Raw genomic sequence first — 17596 nt, forward strand, 5'->3', positions numbered from 1 at the left:
TTCATGCAGATGCATATGGATGCGGTCGCCATGCCGGTCAATCCGCCTGATGCGATCGAGGAAGCAGGGCTGCCCGTCCAAAATATCGAAAACAACCCCATGCAAAGGTGCAGGTTGCCGCCGGGACTTCGGAAATACGACTTGACGCGTCGGGCAAATCGGTGGTATTTTTCCATTATTCCGAAATAGTGCGGGCAGCCCATTGCTGCACAATGGCTTCTGCGGTCAGCAGCGTAGGATGGGTAGAGCCAACGGGTCCGCGCAACGCGCGGCCCGATGATAAACTCCGCGAAACCCATCATCTCGCCACTCGGCTGCAGCCTGATGGGTTTCGCTGCGCTCTACCCATCCTACAGTCCTCATTCGCACGCTCGACCGCCGCGATCGGAGAATCGTCGCGTCAGGCCCCAGACGATTGCGGCCGTGGCTGAAGTCGCGAGCAGATGCTTCAAGGTGTGTCCGCTGACGAACCCGAGCGTGTCTGCGATCTCGTGGTCGAGCACCTCGGCGATCTTGGCCAGTACGTACAGCACCATCGCGGCGGCGAAAGCTGCGCGGTCGGCGCGCGGCGCGCGATAGATCGATTGCCACAGCGGGATCAGGATGAGCGGGAGCACCTGCAGCAGCAGATACGGTCGCAGGTCACCCGCACCGAGCCTGTCGGTGGCGACCCACCACGCGACGCTGCCGACAGCGAACAAGCCGAGCACGATCGCTTCGATGTCGGTCCTCAATCCGGGGCGGGTGTCGCCGCGGACACCGACCAGCAGGCCGGCGCCGGCAAGCGCGATCGGCAGCCGGTCCCAGATCAGGCGGCCATTGTCGGGAGCAAGATGATAGAACGCCGACCCGAACGCGGTCAGGAACAGTCCGATCAGGAACAGGCGATAGCCCGGCCAGCCGGCGCGAAGGCGATCGCTGTTGCGGTGAGGGCGCAGCGCCAGCCAGCCCCAGATCGCGACCAGCGCGAAGCCGGCGTTGGACAAGACGTCGGCTGCGTGGGGGATGCCGACGACGGCCGAGTGGTCGGCGAAATCGTTGTAGCTGGCCGGCTGCGCGATGCGTCCGTGCGCCGCGAATGCTGCAATGATGCCGATCGTGATGATCGTCGGGGCGTGCTTGATCCACCGTTTTACGGGCCGCTCGGACCCGGTCAATCCGTCGATCCGGAAGGTCGTTTGCATCGTCGGCTCCCAATGAAAATGAACAATGTTCAATACCTGATATTAAAGTGAGCAATGTTCAAGTTCTATTTTTGAGCGTTTGATCGGCGTCGATGGGGGAGGTGCGCTCAACCGACCCGAGAGCAAAGGCCGCTCGCTGGCGCTGCACTTGCGATTCCCGTCTGTGTTGCGACGGAAGGATTGCGCCCGACGACCGACCCTCCACATCTCAGGAGATTGCGTGGCTGATGGTGCAGAAGGCGGACTGTCGAAGGGCAAACCGATGAGGCTCGCGGATTTCGTCCCCAAGAGAGAACACTCTTGGAGAAAACAGTCATGGGCCGACATTGCCCGATTGGCAGTGGTTCAATTTTGTGGCGAGGCCCTTGGGTGGGTCGGCATTTTTCTGATCTTTTTGGCAGGTAGCATCAGCATCTACGCGGGATTGGCCGCACTTTTATGTTGTGCGCTGCTTGTTACGCTGCTTCTGCGGCGAGAATTCAGACTGGACATCGAGGCTCTCGATGATCCTAACGACAATCCCCGCGCGAAGGCATTGATCGGCAATACCTCCGATGCCTCAATCAGAGGGCATCGGAGCGCACTGGGGCAGGCCGCCCCGCGTCCGGATAGTCGCACGGCCCGCGCGCTCGGCGCTTTGGAAGATATGGCATTTCGATTTGTGGTCGAACTTTCCAAATCCGTCGCAATCATCATTGCCCTGACGCTTGGGATGGCCTTTGCGGCTGAATTGGCCGCGTTCGCTCTATCCGACCGGGATGTAAGTGGCGCCTTTGGTTCGGGTCTGGCCGGAGTTGCCGGCGGCCTGTTTGGCCTGGTCCTCGCCGTCGTGATCGTCCTCAGGCGAATTGCTGACATCGAAGATTGATCGGGCGCCTGTGGCGTTTGCGCTGGAAGACCGGGAGGGTCGGCCGGTAGCCCGCATGAGCGAAGCGATATGCGGGGTTGGTTGGGTGGCGCGCGGGGCGTTTCAGCGCCGCGCAACCTGGCGAAAATGTTACTGTTGATGGCGGCTTACGCCTGCGGCCGATCCACCCTACCTTCGCTGAGCGCGAACCGCGCAGCCCACCGATCCGATCCGGAGCGAGACCATTCCCCAACTCATCTTCGGCCTGACCAGCCTCTTGATCCTGGCCCGCTTCATTTGGCCGCTCGACTGGCCGCTTCCGGCAAAGATCGTCGCCGCATTGCTGGTGCTGGTCGCCTTGCAGTTTCACCGCTGGAACAGGCTGTCGTCGGGATCGGAATTCTCGCCGGAGTTTCCGCGTCCGGTGGTCGTCCTGTTCAACTGGGCGTTCGGCGCGATCATGCTGCTGGCGCTGCTGCAACTGGCGCTTGATGCCGGGCTGCTGGTGGCCGCGCTGATCCACGGCGGCTTTGTGGGCGCGCCTGACGGCGTCCGCTACGCACTTGCGGCGGTCGCGGCCGCAGCCGCCGCGATCGGCGTCCATCAGGCGATGCGCATTCCGCCACTCAGGGATGTCGAGGTCGGCATAAGCGGACTTCCGCGGCAGTTCGACGGCTACACCATCCTGCAGCTGACGGATCTTCACATCAGCCGGCTGTTTCCTGCGCCATGGGCGCGCGCCGTGGTCGAGCGGTCGAACAAGCTCGGCGCCAACCTGATCGCGATCACCGGCGACCTGATCGACGGCACCATCGATGCGCGGCGGGGCGACATCGCGCCGCTGCGCGACCTGATGGCCGCCGATGGCGTCTACGTGATCTCGGGCAATCACGAATATATCTTCGGCTATGACGTGTGGATGGCGCATTACGAAGCGCTCGGCCTGCGCTCGCTCGAGAACAGGCACATCGTGCTCGAACGCGGCGGCGGCCGCCTGGTGATCGCAGGGATTACCGACCGCGCCTCGCGCCACCGGGGGCATTCCATCCGCGACCTTGCCGCGGTTCTCGACGGCGCCCCCAAGGGCGCGCCCGTCGTCCTGCTCGATCACCAGCCGAGCGACGCACGAAAGGCCGCCCGGCTCGGCGTCGCCCTGCAGCTCTCCGGACACACCCATGGCGGATTGATCCTGGGGATCGATCGCCTGGCCGCGCGCGCCAATGCCGGCTTCGTCTCCGGCCGCTACGACGTCGACGGGATGACGCTCTACGTCAACAACGGCACCGCGCTCTGGCCGGGCTTTGCCTTGCGGCTCGGCCGGCCGTCCGAATTGACGCGGATCACGTTGCGTGTGGCGGGCGATGCTTGAGTGATTTGTTGCGCATGCAATGATGCGAGCGCGGTGTTATCGCATTGGCGCGGGAGCCCGAATACGCGCGGTGCACGTTTGCGGTTTGGTTCTCGGCCTGGGTCGCAGCAGTAGCCCGCATGAGCGAAGCGATATGCGGGGCCAGTCGTGCGTCTGGTGACATTGGTCCCGGATATCGCTTCGCTCATCCGGGCTACGCTTGCTGCCTGGGTGGCAGCAGCTTCGTAGGTGGGTAGAGCGAAGCGAAACCCATCATTGGCGCCGCGGGTAAAAAATCGATGGGTTTCGCGGAGTTTATCATCGGGCCGCGCGTTGCGCGGACCCGTTGGCTCTACCCATCCTACGCGAGCTTCACACCAATACCTCGCTACGCTTGCTGGCTTTCGTTTCGGGCGCTCCTGTGCGACGATGGTTGTCCGGAGATGCGGGTGGGGTGATTTGGACGTGGTCATGCTGTCGCGAAGGCTTGTCATTGTTGCAGCTGCGCTCGTGCTCGGGACTTGGTCGGTGCGCGCGCAGCAAAGCACCGAGTATGATGCGTGCATGGACAAGGCCGAAGGGGTGTCAACGCAGATGCTCGCGTGCGGCAAGGCCGCAATCGAGAAGTGGGACATCAGGCTCAACACCGCCTATCAAGCGCTTCTCGCAAGGTCGAGGGGCGAGGCGCACGCGCAATTGCAGACCGAGCAGCGGGCCTGGCTGAAGCATCATCTGGGTGAAACCCATCGCCTCGCCGCCGATCCTAACAACGGGTCCGTCGCGTTCCTCGACTCCCAGACGTTCGAATTGAATGATATCGCCGACCGCACGCTGCTTCTTGAAAAGCGTGCCGGCCAGTAGCCCGCATGAGCGAAGCGAGATGCGGGACTGATCTTGCGTCCCGGATGTCGCGGAGTGTCATCGGGCGCGCGTTCGCGCGACCCGTTGGGTCATCCGGGCTATATGAATGACTCCGTCGAAATGACCCTCCGCTGACCCTTGATGCTCAGCGACATGCCGTCATGACCTGCTATCATGGCAGCTCACCGCAGTGATTCAGCAATGGTCGCTCGCAACCTTACGAGGAATGATGTCCCAGTCTTTCAAGGTCGGCGATCTCGTCAGGAAGCGTGCCGGTTATGAGTATCCAGGCATCATCGTTTCAGTTTTCACGACGCGCGCCGGTGCAGTGCGTTACGTCGTGGAGGCCGATCATCCCGGATTTGCGGGGATGCTCCATATTTTCAATGGCGAGCAACTGGAGCTTCGAGCCTAACTTTACAGATCAAACGTGCCGGCCAGTAGCCCGCATGAGCGAAGCGAGATGCGGGACTGATCTTGCGAATTGCGCGTCGGTCCCGATGTCGCTTCACGCATGCGGGCTATGCTTGCTGTATCAAATTAAATGCTGCTGCGATTCCTAGTACGCAAGGCTTACTTTAACTGTCCGGCACAATCTTTCTAAACTGTATCGTTGTGCTCTGCGGCTGCAGGTGTTCATCCAGGGGTAAAATGGCAAGTTTGAGGGGCATTTGCCCGGCGATACCGCTGAAGATGCAAGTCCCTGTAGGTAGCGTTGGGATAGATTCTTCCGTGAGTTGATCAATGTAAGAAACGGCGCTTGCGATCGATTGCAAGTCTTTTTGATTGATCAGGCGGTGAATGAAATAATTGTGTGCCTGTGAAGTTATGGTGTGAGAGATGTCATTCGGTCGCTGGCTAGCGATTGTAACGAATACGCCGAACTTGCGTCCTTCTTTGATAATCTCTTCAAAGGTCTCGAGCCGATAGTCTTTCCATCCTTCCGACTCTCTGAATGATTCTTGGGACAGTATGTTGTGGGCTTCATCGATGATAATATTCAGCGATTTTCCACTACCTTCACGCTTGTGGTCGTCATAGATCCTCTTTGCAAGAAGTAACGGTATCGTCTTTCGCATTTCGAGATTTACGTCGCCGAGCGCAATAACGAGAACATTCGACTCGAAGATATCGCCGTTATCCGCAGGATCGAATATTTTCCGGATGTCTGCTTGTTTGCTTGCGAGCTTGTTTATCGCTGGAGCGATGTGCTCGTTTTGCGCTCTGTTTGAGAGAACGTCGTAGATAAGTTGGATATAGGCAAATGAGATAAGGTCAGTCACCGCATCATTGGCAAAATCAAAATTAGAAACGTGCTCAAAGACAAACGTGTCATCGATATCGCTTGGATTTTGCTTCAGATAGTAAGTTTGCCCGTTTGCGTATCGGCGACACTCAGATTGCCCGTTGTGCCATTCCAATTCCGTCATTAGTTCAGCAGGTGTGCCGTCTGCACTGACCTCAGGGAGGAGTTGCCGAAGATAGTCCATCAAGAGATCAAATCGGACCTTGTCCGACATTTGCAGGATTTGCCTGACTTGACCTCTAATGATGTTCCTTGCGTATCCAATTGGATCGTCTGAGTTTAGCACTTTATGTTGACGTGCTAATACTCGCTTTAAGAAAGGCTTTTGCGTTTTCTCGGTAGCATCAGCAAGGATGCTGACAATTTCGATGTCGGAGAAGCCGCCGACGCCGAGTGGAATTTTATCTCCATCGTCGCTCCTTGTTGATAGGAGTTTGACCGTCTTGTGCAGCGTTAGACAGTCGTCTCCCACATACTCGTTGTTGAAATCAAAGAGTACGATGCGGCAGTTCTGCTCGAAGGAGGCCGCGTTTCTGGCTCGCATCCTTGCGATGAACTCCTGGTAGATCATTGCAAGCGTGTTCGATTTGCCGCTTCCAGTGTTTCCAAAGATTGCGATGTGGCTGTTAATCAATCCGTCGATGGGCAAGGCGATGTCATACCCTTCGTACTCGGATCGGGCGATGTTTATCGAGAGGCCGTCAGGGCTTACGAGGCAATGAACCTGATGTACCTTTTCCTTTGTTAGAAGAAAGGCTTCGTTGCCGACTAATGGGAGTTCTTTGGTGCCACCAAAGAATCTGCCTTGATGGTCAAGAAAGCCGACCAGCGCCACCGTTAGAAAGCGGCGTTGGTCTGGACCGCGAAGTTCGTCGCCAAGTTTGGCGTCCCCACGGGCGTTTTCTCCTTCGACCTTTCCAATTAAGCTTAGGAAGCCCTTTCGGATATCGATGTAACTGCCAACAGCGATGTTGCGAAGCACATCTCCGTCGAAGAATAGCTCTGAGAGGTTTTTGTCTGTGTCCACTGATATGAGGATTTTTCGTCCCGTAACGCTGGACACTTCGCCAACGCGAAGAACCGCTTCCGTGTCGAGCCGGTTAGGCGAGTGCATTTGTCTTTACCGGTAGTACAGACGAAAGGATTGCATTGAGCCTGGGGAAGTCGAGCACCGATGCGGGTCCCGGACAGAAAACGGTTACGTTCCGCTGTTGGGCGAACTTGGTTTCGTAGTCAGTGGCCGAACCTTGGTCGTAGGCAAAAATGATCAAGTGAGATGTTGGGTTTCGCAGCGCCCTTCGGGTTAGGTCGAGGATATGCTCGTCGGCGAACGAGAAGCCAAAACAGAAAAGGACAATGTTCTGTTGATCGAACGCACGCGAGAATAATCTGAGGAGATCGTAGTAGACTCGTTCAAGAAGGGTTGCATGGAATTTTCGCAGATTTGGTAGAACGAGAAAATGTTCTTTGAGAAAAGCGTCTACTTTGGCGGGGTCCTCCTTATCTGCCGCCGAAAGCGGAGAAACTGATTTTGTTTCTAGGACCAACTTGTCTGATCGTTTGCGCCATGACAGAGAGCCATGGAGCTTGATTAGGTTTATCGTCGGAATCTCAACCTGATGGTTATGGAACGTGCCGGATCTATAAGTTCGGTCGAAATAGCGCTCTGGTGCAAAGGTGGGGGGCCCGATTGCGGACGATCGGTCGAAGCCGTCGTTTAACATCAGTCCCGGAATTCGGCTTGCTGCGTGCTCAAGGAACGTGTCGTAGTTGGTAGTGAATATATTAGCTTGCCTAGGTAGAAGAATATTCTTCCGGGCGAACAGAACTCTATCGATAGACGATAGGAAGTTGATGTAGCTCCTTCTAACTTTGACAAAGGCCTGCGAAGGAGCAGGTCCAAAAGTGGTCGAGAGTTTTGAATTTGCGGCGCTGATTGCGGTAATGAAATCGAGGCTTCTCTTATTGGCTTCAGCCTCGTTATTGACGGCAAGCAGGGCGTTAATGTCAGTTTCGATGGTTCCTCCCGTCTTGATTACGGGAGCGGAGGCTCCTGATCCGATCAAAAAATTGAGATTCCCCGACTGCAAGAAGGGTTCCAAATATTGTGCTGCGGGCTCATTTTCAGAATTAAGATTGATTACTTCCGGCATTAAAAGCTCGCTAGTCGATATAGTTGTGTCGCGCGACAGAGACAACCATCCTACATTCGGCGCGGGCGCGATGAAAGTCGACTTCGGTATTCTTCGTGCACTACGGCCAACAAAAAGGGCGGCCTTCAGCCGCCCTTTTTTATTCGTGGAGCCGGGTTCATGCCCAGGCGGCAGGAGGACGATATTTAGCTGTCAGCTGCACCCCGTCGTGCTGCCGCACGTATCGCACTTCATGCAGGTCCCGTTCCGCACCAGCGTGAAGTTGCCGCACTCCGAGCACATCTCGCCCTCATAGCCCTTGGCCTTCGCTTCGGCGCGGCGCTCCGCCTTGGACGGGGCGGCGGCTGCGGCGGTGCCGGGCTTGCTCCAGTTCAATGCCTCGAGCTTCTCGGTCGGCGAGAGGTCGTGGCTGACTTCCTGCTTCAGGGCGACCGCGCCTTCGACGGTGTCGGAGGCGCCGCGCGCGGTTGCGCCGTGGGAGGCGAGCGCGGTGACGCGGTTGCCGGCGGGCGCGTTGTCGGCGCCCGGGCTCACCGTGGCCGACCCGCCGCGCATGACGACGAGGTTGTCGGTGCGCGACCGGGTCAGGCCCTTCGACAGGTACTTGGTCGCCTGGTGCTGGGCGGGGGCCTCATCCGGCTCCTTGCCTTCCTCGACGCCCTTGCCGAGCGCGTCGAAGCCAGACTCGTTCGGATCGACATGGGCGAGGTCGAAGCGCGCCATGTAGCTCACCGCGAGCTCGCGGAAGACATAGTCGAGGATCGAGGTCGCGTACTTGATGGAGTCGTTGCCCTGCACCGGACCCGCGGGCTCGAAGCGGGTGAAGGTGAAGGCGTCGACATACTCTTCCAGCGGCACGCCGTATTGCAGACCCAGGGATACTGCGATCGCAAAATTGTTGATGAAGGAGCGCAGCGCCGCGCCTTCCTTGTGCATGTCGATGAAGATCTCGCCGAGCCTTCCGTCGTCATATTCGCCGGTGCGCAGGTACACCTTGTGGCCGCCGACAACAGCCTTCTGGGTGTAGCCCTTGCGTCGGTCAGGCATCTTCTCGCGCTCGCGCATCACGACGATGCGCTCGACCAGCTTCTCGACGATCTTCTCCGAGACCTGGGCGGCACGCGCGGCCATCGGCTTCTCGTACAGCGCTTCCACCGCATCGTCCTCGTCCTCATCGTCGGAGATGAGCTGCGAGTTCAGCGGCTGCGACAGCTTCGAGCCGTCGCGGTACAGCGCGTTGGCCTTCAGTGCCAGCTTCCACGACAACAGGTAGGCGGACTTGCAGTCCTCCACCGTGGCGTCGTTCGGCATGTTGATGGTCTTGGAGATCGCGCCCGAGATGAACGGCTGCGAGGCCGCCATCATCCGGATGTGGCTCTCGACCGAGAGGTAGCGTTTTCCAATTTTGCCGCAGGGATTGGCGCAGTCGAACACCGCGTAATCGGTTGGCTTGAGGTGCGGAGCTCCCTCCACCGTCATTGCGCCGCAGATGTGCACGTTGGCGGCCTCGATCTCGCGCTTGGTGAAGCCGACCGCCGAGAGTAGGTCGAAGCCGGGCGCAGCGATCGCCTCGGCGCCGATGCCGAGCTGGTCGCGGATGAAGTCTTCGCCGAAGGTCCACTTGTTGAAGGCGAACTTGATGTCGAACGCGGTCGGCAGCGCCTTCTCGACTTTCGCGATCGCTTCGTCGGTGAAGCCCTTGGCCTTCAGGGTCGAGCCGTTGATGCCCGGCGCATTCGACAGCGAGCCGTGGCCGACGGCGTAGGCCTCGATCTCCGCGATCTCGCTCTCGCGATAGCCGAGCGCGCGCAGCGCCGACGGCACCGCCTGGTTGATGATCTTGAAGTAGCCGCCGCCGGCGAGCTTCTTGAACTTCACCAGCGCGAAGTCGGGCTCGATGCCGGTGGTGTCGCAATCCATCACCAGGCCAATGGTGCCGGTCGGCGCCACCACCGTGGTCTGGGCGTTGCGATAGCCGTTGACCTCGCCGAGCGCCAGCGCGTCATCCCACGCCAGCCTGGCATGGGTGACGATGTCCTCCTGCGGGCACGAGGCGTGATCGAGCGGCACCGGGTTGACCGACAGCGCCTCGTAACCGGCCGCGTTGCCGTGGGCGGCGCGGCGGTGGTTGCGGATCACGCGCAGCATGTGCGCGGCGTTCTTCTTGTAGCCCGGGAAGGTGCCGAGCTCGGCCGCCATCTCGGCAGAGGTCTTGTAGGAGATGCCGGTCATGACCGCGGTCAGCGCCCCGCACAGCGAACGGCCTTCCTTCGAGTCATAGGGCAGGCCCATGGTCATGAGCAGGCCGCCGATGTTTGCAAAGCCGAGGCCGAGCGTGCGGAACTCGTAGGACAGTTCGGCGATCGCCTTCGACGGGAACTGGGCCATCATGACGGAGATTTCGAGCACGATGGTCCAGAGCCGGCAGAGGTGCTCGTAGGACTCGATGTCGAACCGTTTTGTGGTGGTGCTGTAGAACGTCAGCAGGTTGGCCGAGGCGAGGTTGCACGCCGTGTCGTCCAGGAACATGTATTCCGAGCACGGATTGGACGCGCGGATGTCGCCGGACGCCTTGCAGGTGTGCCAGTCGTTCATCGTGGTGTTGAAGTGCAGGCCGGGATCGGCGCTCGCCCAGGCGGCGTAACCGATCTTCTCCCAGAGGTCGCGGGCCTTCAGCGTTTTTGTGACTTTCTTGGTGGTGCGGCCGACCAGATTCCAGTCACCGTCCGTTTCCACCGCGCGCAGAAAATCATCCTTCAGCGACACCGAGTTGTTGGAGTTCTGGCCGGAGACGGTGAGGTACGCCTCGGAATCCCAGTCGGTGTCGTAGGTGTCGAACGAGATGTCCTTGTAGCCCTGCCTGGCGAACTGGATGACGCGCTTGATGTAGTTGTCGGGCACGAGGTTGCGGCGGGCGAGCTTGATCTCGCGGCGGAGCGCCGGGTTCTTCTCGGGATCGAAGCAGTCGTCGCCGCTGCCTTCGCAGTTCACGCAGGCCTTCATCACGGCCTTGAGGTGCTTCTGGTTGATCTTGGAGCCGGTGACGAGCGCGGCGACCTTCTGCTCCTCCTTCACCTTCCAGTCGATATAGGTCTCGATATCGGGATGGTCGGCATCGACCACGACCATCTTGGCGGCGCGGCGCGTGGTGCCACCCGACTTGATCGCGCCCGCGGCACGGTCGCCGATCTTGAGGAAGCTCATCAGGCCGGACGAGCGGCCGCCGCCGGACAGCTTTTCGCCTTCGCCGCGCAGGCTCGAGAAGTTGGAGCCGGTGCCGGAGCCATATTTGAACAGGCGCGCCTCGCGCACCCAGAGGTCCATGATGCCGCCCTCGTTGACGAGGTCGTCGCCGACGCCCTGGATGAAGCAGGCATGCGGCTGCGGATGCTCATAGGCCGACTTCGACTTGGTCAGCTTGCCGGTCTTCCAGTCGACATAATAGTGGCCCTGGCCGGGGCCATCGACGCCATAGGCCCAATGCAGCCCGGTGTTGAACCACTGCGGCGAGTTCGGCGCGACCATCTGTTTTGCAAGTTGGAAGCGGAGTTCGTCGAAGAAGGCGAGGGCGTCTTCTTCCGTGGAGAAGTAGCCGCCCTTCCAGCCCCAATAGGTCCAGCAGCCGGCGAGGCGATCGAACACCTGCTTGGCCGAGGTCTCGCCGACGATGCGCTCGTTCTCCGGCAGCGCCGCGAGCGCCTCGGTGTCGGGCACCGAACGCCACAGCCAGGACGGCACCGTCTCTTCCTCGACCTTCTTCAGGCGCGCGGCAACGCCCGCTTTACGGAAATACTTCTGCGCCAGCACGTCGGAGGCGACCTGCGACCAGAACTCCGGAACCTCGACGTTCTCGGCGCGGAACACGACCGAGCCGTCCGGATTGCGGATCTCTGATGTGGTCAGGCGGAAATTGATCCCGGCGTAGGGAGATTGTCCGCTGGTGGTGTTGCGTCGTTCGATTCGCATGGTCGAGCCCCGTCTCTTCTTCTGCCCGGCCCCACGTTTGTCCGCAGGTGCCGGAATGTTGTCTGTTCGCGGACTTAAGGGAACACGCGTCAGCACGCTTCCCGTCATCCGCAGCTCAGCCGGTGGATCCGGCCTGTTTTCTCTCATCCGCTGGGCACCGGTATGACCGGCCCTGCGGCGGCATCGTCCCGGCGCGGCGCCCGACTGGTCGGGTGCTCCGGGTCATGCATTCAACGCCCCAAAACGCTTCACGCGACACGTCACGCGTACGCTTCTTCGCGGGCCGGTTACGGCCTCTGTTTCCGGGTCCTTCGCGGCCCGTTCTGTCGTCCCGACGGTGACCCAAAATCAGGGCAGAGAAGCCCTTCACCCGCGGCCCGAAGGCCTGGCGGAGTGGTCATTTTGGAACCCTTGTGGGAGCGACCGGCGGGGACCCAAACACACTCGCGCCGAACAGGTTGAAAGCTAGGCCATGTCCGTCACGCCCGTCAAGGACTAGTACGAGTTTCTGAATCAAACACTAAATATGGTGGAAAGAGGGGGATAACAGGGGTCGGTGCCGCGCCTGTGATCGGCCCAACTATCGGTGAGTCCTCAGGGATTCCCAAGCCAAAAATATTCCTATCGCCTGTGGATCGGAGCTTCGCCCCGCTGTTCACAGGCGAAGTTTTTATTCGCGGTCCCGGATTGAATTTTGGGGACTCACGTAAGCCTACGGGCAAAGTACGGATCAGGCATGTCAGAGCCGTGATGGTCGGGCGACAAAATCGCGGGCAAGGTGAGGCCGACTCACATCCCCGCCGGGTTCCATGACAGTCCAGAAGCCTTCCGCGCGGCCGCGCCTTGCGCCCGCCGGCCTGATGTTCCTCGCCATCACCTCGGTGGGCTGGGGGTTCAACTGGCCGTCCACCAAGTTCCTGCTCAGCGAGCTGCCGCCGCTGACCTTGCGCGGCACCACCGGGGTGATCGGCGCCGTGCTGCTGGCGGCGCTGGCGCTGATCCGCGCCCAGAGCCTGCATGTCGAGAGCCGGCTGTGGCCGCGGCTCGTGCTCTATGCGGCGCTCAACGTCACCGGCTGGATGGTGCTGATGGGACTGGCGCTGCTCTGGCTGCCGGCGAGCGAGGCCGCGCTGATCGCCTACACGATGCCGGTATGGGCTTCGCTGCTGGCCTGGCCGGTGCTCGGCGAACGGCCGACGCTGCTGCGGACCATCGCGCTGGTGATGGCCTTTGCAGGCCTCGCCGCGATCATGGGCGGCAGCGGCATCACCGCGAGCAAGGAGAAGCTGCCGGGAATCATCATGGCGCTCGGCGGCGCCTTCGGCTTTGCGCTCGGCACCGTGCTGGCGAAGAAATATCCGCTGGTGATGCCGCCGATCCCGGCCGCGGCCTGGCAGATCGGCCTCGGCTGCGTGCCGATCGCGATCGTCGGCCTCTTGATCGAGACCACGCATGTCGACCGCATCACGACCGTCGGCTGGTGGCTGCTGGTCTATTCGACGCTGATCCAGTTCTGCGTCGCCTATGTCGCGTGGTTCGGCGCGCTTGCGCGCCTGCCGGCCTCGGTGGCGGCGATCGGCACCATGGCGGTGCCTGTGATCGGCGTGGTGGCCTCCGCAATCGCGCTGCACGAGCCGCTGGGGCCGAGCCAGATCGTCGCGCTGCTGTTCACACTCGCCGGCGTCGCACTGGCGACGAGGTAGCGGCGCGCTCGCTTCTCCCTCTCCCCGTTCTTCACGGGGAGAGGGTAGGGGTGAGGGGCCCTCTCCACGCGTGATGAGCGCCGTGAGACCTGTACCCCCTCACCCGGATCGCAAGGGCGATCCGACCTCTCCCCGCAAGCGGGGAGAGGTGAGCAAGATCACTCGCCGAGCGCCTGCTGCAGCATGCCGGCGAGCTGCGCCTTGCGGTAGGGTTTTGCCAGCAGCAGCACGCCTTCGTCGAGGCGGCCGTGATGCACGATCGCGTTCTCGGTATAGCCCGAGGTGTAGAGCACCTTGATGCCGGGGCGGCGTTTTTGCACCTCGTCGGCAAGCTGGCGGCCGTTCATGCCGCCGGGCATGATCACGTCGGTGAACAGAAGGTCGAACTTCTCGCCCTTGTCGACCAGCGCCAGCGCGGCGCGGGCGTCGGGCACGGCGATGGTCTTGTAGCCGAGGTTCGTCAGCTGCGTGACGACGTAGTTGCGCACCAGCTGGTCGTCTTCCACCACCAGGATGATTTCGCTGCCGCGCCGCACCGGCTCCGGCGGAGGCGCCTCCACCTCGACCTGGCCGCGGGCAGGCGGCAGATAGAGCTTGATCGTGGTGCCGTGGCCTTCCTCGCTGTAGATCTTGATGTGGCCGCCGGACTGCTTGACGAAGCCGTAGACCATGCTCATGCCGAGGCCGGAGCCCTTGCCGACGTCCTTGGTGGTGAAGAACGGCTCGAACACCTTGTCCTGCACCGCATGCGACATGCCGGTGCCGGTGTCGCTGACCGCGAGCAGCACATAGCGGCCCGGCGTGATGTCGGGATTAACAGCGGCATAGGCGTCGTCGAGCACGATGTTGCTGGTCTCGAACAGCAGCTTGCCGCCGTTCGGCATCGCGTCGCGGGCGTTGATCGCCATGTTGAGCAGCGAGTTGGCGAGCTGCGACGGATCGATATGAACGCTGGCGACATCGGACGCCAGCACCGAATTGATCTCGATCTGCTCGCCGAGCGTCGGCCGCAGCAGTTTGGCGATGTCGACCACGGTGCCGTTGATGTCGACGGTGCGCGGCTCCAGCGGCTGGCGGCGCGCGAAGGCGAGCAGATGCTGGATCAGCTCGCGGCAGCGCTCGGCGGCGCGGTCGATCAGCTCGGCGGTTTTCGCGAGCTGCGGCTGGGCGCGCAGGCTGTCGACCAGCGTCTCGGTGGTGCCGGTGATGACCGTCAGCATGTTGTTGAAGTCGTGCGCGACGCCGCCGGTCAGCTTGCCGATGGCGTCGAGCTTCTGCGCCTGCTGCAGCTTGTGTTCGGTTTCCCGCGAGGCGGTGATGTCGTGATAGATCAGCGCCGCGCCGGTGATGGCGTCGTCGCCGTCGCGCAGCGGCCGGCCCGATACCACGAGGTGAATCTCCGGCGCGCCGCGCACCGGCTTGGCGACGAATTCCAGCCCGTCGAATTCCTCGCCGCGCAGCGCCTTGGCCGACGGCATGTCGTCGGCCTGCATCGGCGTGACGCCATCCGACTGGAACACGTTGCTCATGGCGCGCAGCTGCCGGACCGTCATGCCCGGCTTGTAGCGCAGCATCTTCTCGGCGGCCGGGTTCGACAGCAGCACGGTGCCGGCGCCGTCGATCACCAGCACCGCCTCCGCCATGGTGCGGAACGTGGTTTCCATCACCGAGGTGGAACGGCGGAGCTCCTCGAGCGCGGCGCCGAGATCCTTGGTGCGTTCGGCGACCTTGCCCTCGAGCGACAGATTGGTCGCCTTGGTCGCGCTGAGCGCGCCCTGCAGTTCGCGGCTGGCGCGCCGGGCCGCCAGCGTCAGCGCGATCGCGAGCAGCAGGATCATCGCGACGCCGGCGAGGTCGATCGCCAGCAGCAGGCGTCCGTAGGTCTTCGACTGTCCGGTGCGAAGCCCTAGCACGCGGCGCTCTTCGGTGACGAGCCGCTCGAGCGCCGCGCCGACCTTGTCCATCAGCGCGCGGCTCTCGCCTGCGGACATCAGCGCCGCGGCGCCGGCGGTGTCGCCCGCGCTGCGCAATCTGATCAGCTCGGCGCCGAGCGCAATGCCGCGGTCGACCTGAGTCTTGGCGCCCGCGAGCAGCTGCGCCTCCTCGGGCGCGGTCTTCACCGCCGCCATCAGGCTGTCGAAAGCCGAGGTGAGGGCGGCGCTCTGCTCACGGAATTCGTCGGCGAACGAAGCGTCGCCTGTCAGCGCGAATGCGCGCGCCGCGCTTTCGACGCCCCGTGGCAACGGCCGGGTGTCGGAAATCCGCTTGAGGATCCCGAGCGTGCGATCTGCCGAATCAATCTCGTTGCGCGACTTGACGTCCAATCCGATCGACGCCGCGCTGATGACGAGGAGGATCGCAAGGCCGCTGCCGAGAATGAGACGCTGGGAAGCCATCAACGATTAGTACGGGCAATTACTTAGAAAGACGAGCGGAAGGTGCATACTTCGCAAGACATTCGTTAACGGCGGCAATCAGCGCCTGCGGGGTAAACGGCTTGCGCAGGCAGGCGGAGGCGCCGAGCTCGATCGTCATCCGCAGGAAGTCCGGCGCGCGGTCGGCATTGGCGAAGGCATAGCCGGACATCGCGATCACGGGAATATCGGGCGCACGCTCGTGGAAGACGCGGATCGCCTCGAACCCGCGCATATGCGGCATGAAGACGTCGACAAGCATGACGTCGAAGGTGGCCTGCTCCAGCGCGCGCATGCCGGCTTCACCGCCATCGGCGACGGTGACCTCGAAGCCCTGGCGTTGCAAGCACACCTCGATGGCAACGCACACCATCGGGTCGTCATCAACCACGAGAACGCTCGGCACGATGCATCCTCTTTTTCTAACGGCCTCGCGTGCCGGCGACTCGCTTGGCCTGTTCGTCGATTAAGGCGGAACCTAGACGGAAAGTCTGTATCATAGAATGCATATGCTGTTTGCTGACAAGCGGATTTCCAGCTAGCCGTGACACATCACTTGTATTTGTCCATCCCCTTTACGACAGGTCCATGACCGCAGTTCCCGTCGCCGGCCGCGCCCCGCTGTCACCGCTCGGCCTCGCATTCCTGGTGGTCGCCTCGACCGGCTGGGGACTCAACTTTCCCATCATGAAGTTCCTGCTCACGGAGTGGCCGCCGCTGGCGTCGCGCGGGCTGTGTGGCGTGGTCGGCGCGGTTGCGCTCGGCCTGGTCGCGCTGGTGCGGAGACAGACGCTGCGCGTGCCCGACGGCATGTGGTTGCGGCTTGCTTTGGTGTCGACGCTGTCGATCGGCGGCTGGGTCGCGTCCATGGGCCTCGCGCTGATCTGGCTGCGGGCCAGCGAGGCGGCCGTGCTCGGGATAACGATTCCGGTGTGGGTCGCGCTGGTGGCCTGGCCGGTGCTCGGCGAGCGCGTGTCGCTGCCGCGTGCGCTTGCGCTTGCGGTCGCGCTCGCCGGGATCGCGGCGCTGATCGGCGGCGGCGGTGTCGACGCGAGCCTCGGCAAGCTGCCGGGGATTCTGTTCGCGCTCGCCGGCGCGATCTGCGTCGGGCTCGGCACGGTGCTGACCAAATCCTTCAAGCTCGCGATGCCGCCGCTGTCGCTCGCGGCCTGGCAGCTTGCGATCGGCTGCGTGCCGATCGCGATCATCGGCGTCTTGATCGAGCAGCCGCAGCTCGCCGCGCTGTCGCAGTTCGGCTGGGCGTCGATGATCTACATGACGCTGATCCAGTTCTGCCTTTGCTATGTCTGCTGGTTTGCGGCGCTCGAGCGGTTGCCGGCGGCGACCGCGTCGATCGGGACGCTGCTGGTCCCCGTCGTCGGCGTGCTTGCGGCAGCGGCGATGCTGCGCGAGCCGCTCAGCACGAGCGACATCGCAGCGCTGCTGGTGACCTTCGCGGCCGTCGCGGTCGCCTTGCGTACATGAGACGACTTGCGGACATGAAAAAGGGCGGCGCTGGCGCCGCCCTTTGCAACTAGGAATTCAGGCCTTCATTACGGGCAGGGATGCCGCCGGCCGTCATAGCCGAGATAGGTGCCCGAGGCAGGATCGTAGGACCTGTAGCGCTGCGCGCAGTAGCTGGCGCCGCCGCCACTCGGCACCTCCACGGCAACAGACGGTTCATCGTAATATCCGTAGCTGTCGTCATAATAGCCGGGGCCGTAACCATAGCCGGAGCCGTAATACGCGCCCGAGGCGAGGGCGCCGCCGACGCTGTCTCTTATACACATCTCCGAGCCCACGAGACTTAGGAT

General features: G+C 61.9%; 14 protein-coding genes. 7 read left to right on the top strand and 7 right to left on the bottom strand.

Features of this window, described 5'->3' with window-relative positions:
* Positions 1-3: 3 nt before the first annotated feature.
* Entirely contained in the window at positions 4-189 is a 186-nt protein-coding gene (locus PMN64_RS27910; RefSeq protein WP_411782966.1) for a hypothetical protein, read from the top strand.
* Positions 190-359: 170 nt separating this feature from the next.
* On the opposite strand, the gene PMN64_RS27915 is transcribed toward PMN64_RS27910, so the two are convergent.
* The gene (locus tag PMN64_RS27915) at positions 360-1184 is read right to left on the bottom strand and encodes a hypothetical protein (protein ID WP_411782967.1); all 825 of its coding nucleotides are present in this window, start codon (positions 1182-1184) and stop codon (positions 360-362) included.
* Between the two features lie 220 nt (positions 1185-1404).
* Between PMN64_RS27915 and PMN64_RS27920 the strand changes: the two genes are divergently transcribed.
* The 4 genes from PMN64_RS27920 to PMN64_RS27935 all read left to right on the top strand — a co-directional run bounded on the left by PMN64_RS27920 (position 1405) and on the right by PMN64_RS27935 (position 4655).
* On the top strand, positions 1405-2052 hold the full coding sequence (locus tag PMN64_RS27920; RefSeq protein WP_411782968.1) for a hypothetical protein: 648 nt from the start codon (positions 1405-1407) through the stop codon (positions 2050-2052).
* A gap of 223 nt (positions 2053-2275) precedes the next feature.
* Positions 2276-3400 (top strand): metallophosphoesterase, encoded by a 1125-nt coding sequence (locus PMN64_RS27925; RefSeq protein ID WP_411782978.1) that lies wholly within the window; start codon positions 2276-2278, stop codon positions 3398-3400.
* A gap of 450 nt (positions 3401-3850) precedes the next feature.
* Positions 3851-4240, top strand: coding sequence for a lysozyme inhibitor LprI family protein (locus PMN64_RS27930; protein ID WP_411782969.1), 390 nt, complete (start codon positions 3851-3853; stop codon positions 4238-4240).
* 229 nt (positions 4241-4469) lie between these two features.
* On the top strand, positions 4470-4655 hold the full coding sequence (locus PMN64_RS27935; RefSeq protein ID WP_411782970.1) for a hypothetical protein: 186 nt from the start codon (positions 4470-4472) through the stop codon (positions 4653-4655).
* 163 nt (positions 4656-4818) lie between these two features.
* Here the strand turns inward: PMN64_RS27935 and PMN64_RS27940 are convergent, their stop codons facing one another.
* The 3 genes from PMN64_RS27940 to PMN64_RS27950 form a co-directional block, all read right to left on the bottom strand.
* Entirely contained in the window at positions 4819-6573 is a 1755-nt protein-coding gene (locus PMN64_RS27940) for an ATP-binding protein (RefSeq protein WP_411782971.1), read from the bottom strand.
* Positions 6574-6646: 73 nt separating this feature from the next.
* A complete protein-coding gene (locus PMN64_RS27945; RefSeq protein WP_411782972.1) occupies positions 6647-7699 on the bottom strand; it encodes an SIR2 family protein in 1053 nt (350 codons plus the stop codon).
* 192 nt (positions 7700-7891) lie between these two features.
* Positions 7892-11665: a vitamin B12-dependent ribonucleotide reductase gene (locus tag PMN64_RS27950; RefSeq protein ID WP_411782973.1), complete on the bottom strand. Its 3774-nt coding sequence runs from the start codon at positions 11663-11665 to the stop codon at positions 7892-7894.
* Positions 11666-12474: 809 nt separating this feature from the next.
* Between PMN64_RS27950 and PMN64_RS27955 the strand changes: the two genes are divergently transcribed.
* Positions 12475-13368, top strand: coding sequence for a DMT family transporter (locus tag PMN64_RS27955; RefSeq protein ID WP_411782974.1), 894 nt, complete (start codon positions 12475-12477; stop codon positions 13366-13368).
* Between the two features lie 158 nt (positions 13369-13526).
* Here the strand turns inward: PMN64_RS27955 and PMN64_RS27960 are convergent, their stop codons facing one another.
* Together PMN64_RS27960 and PMN64_RS27965 are read right to left on the bottom strand one after the other, a co-directional pair.
* On the bottom strand, positions 13527-15764 hold the full coding sequence (locus PMN64_RS27960) for a CHASE3 domain-containing protein (RefSeq protein WP_411782975.1): 2238 nt from the start codon (positions 15762-15764) through the stop codon (positions 13527-13529).
* 19 nt (positions 15765-15783) lie between these two features.
* Positions 15784-16188, bottom strand: a complete 405-nt coding sequence (locus PMN64_RS27965) for a response regulator (RefSeq protein WP_026192708.1) — start codon at positions 16186-16188, stop codon at positions 15784-15786.
* A gap of 182 nt (positions 16189-16370) precedes the next feature.
* Between PMN64_RS27965 and PMN64_RS27970 the strand changes: the two genes are divergently transcribed.
* Positions 16371-17267, top strand: coding sequence for a DMT family transporter (locus tag PMN64_RS27970; protein ID WP_411782976.1), 897 nt, complete (start codon positions 16371-16373; stop codon positions 17265-17267).
* A 68-nt stretch (positions 17268-17335) separates the two neighbouring features.
* Here the strand turns inward: PMN64_RS27970 and PMN64_RS27975 are convergent.
* On the bottom strand, positions 17336-17596 hold a 261-nt coding region (locus tag PMN64_RS27975; protein WP_411782977.1), incomplete at its 5' end, for a BA14K family protein.

The organism is Bradyrhizobium sp. UFLA01-814 (genome assembly GCF_046718885.1).
GTDB classification, from domain to species: domain Bacteria; phylum Pseudomonadota; class Alphaproteobacteria; order Rhizobiales; family Xanthobacteraceae; genus Bradyrhizobium; species Bradyrhizobium elkanii.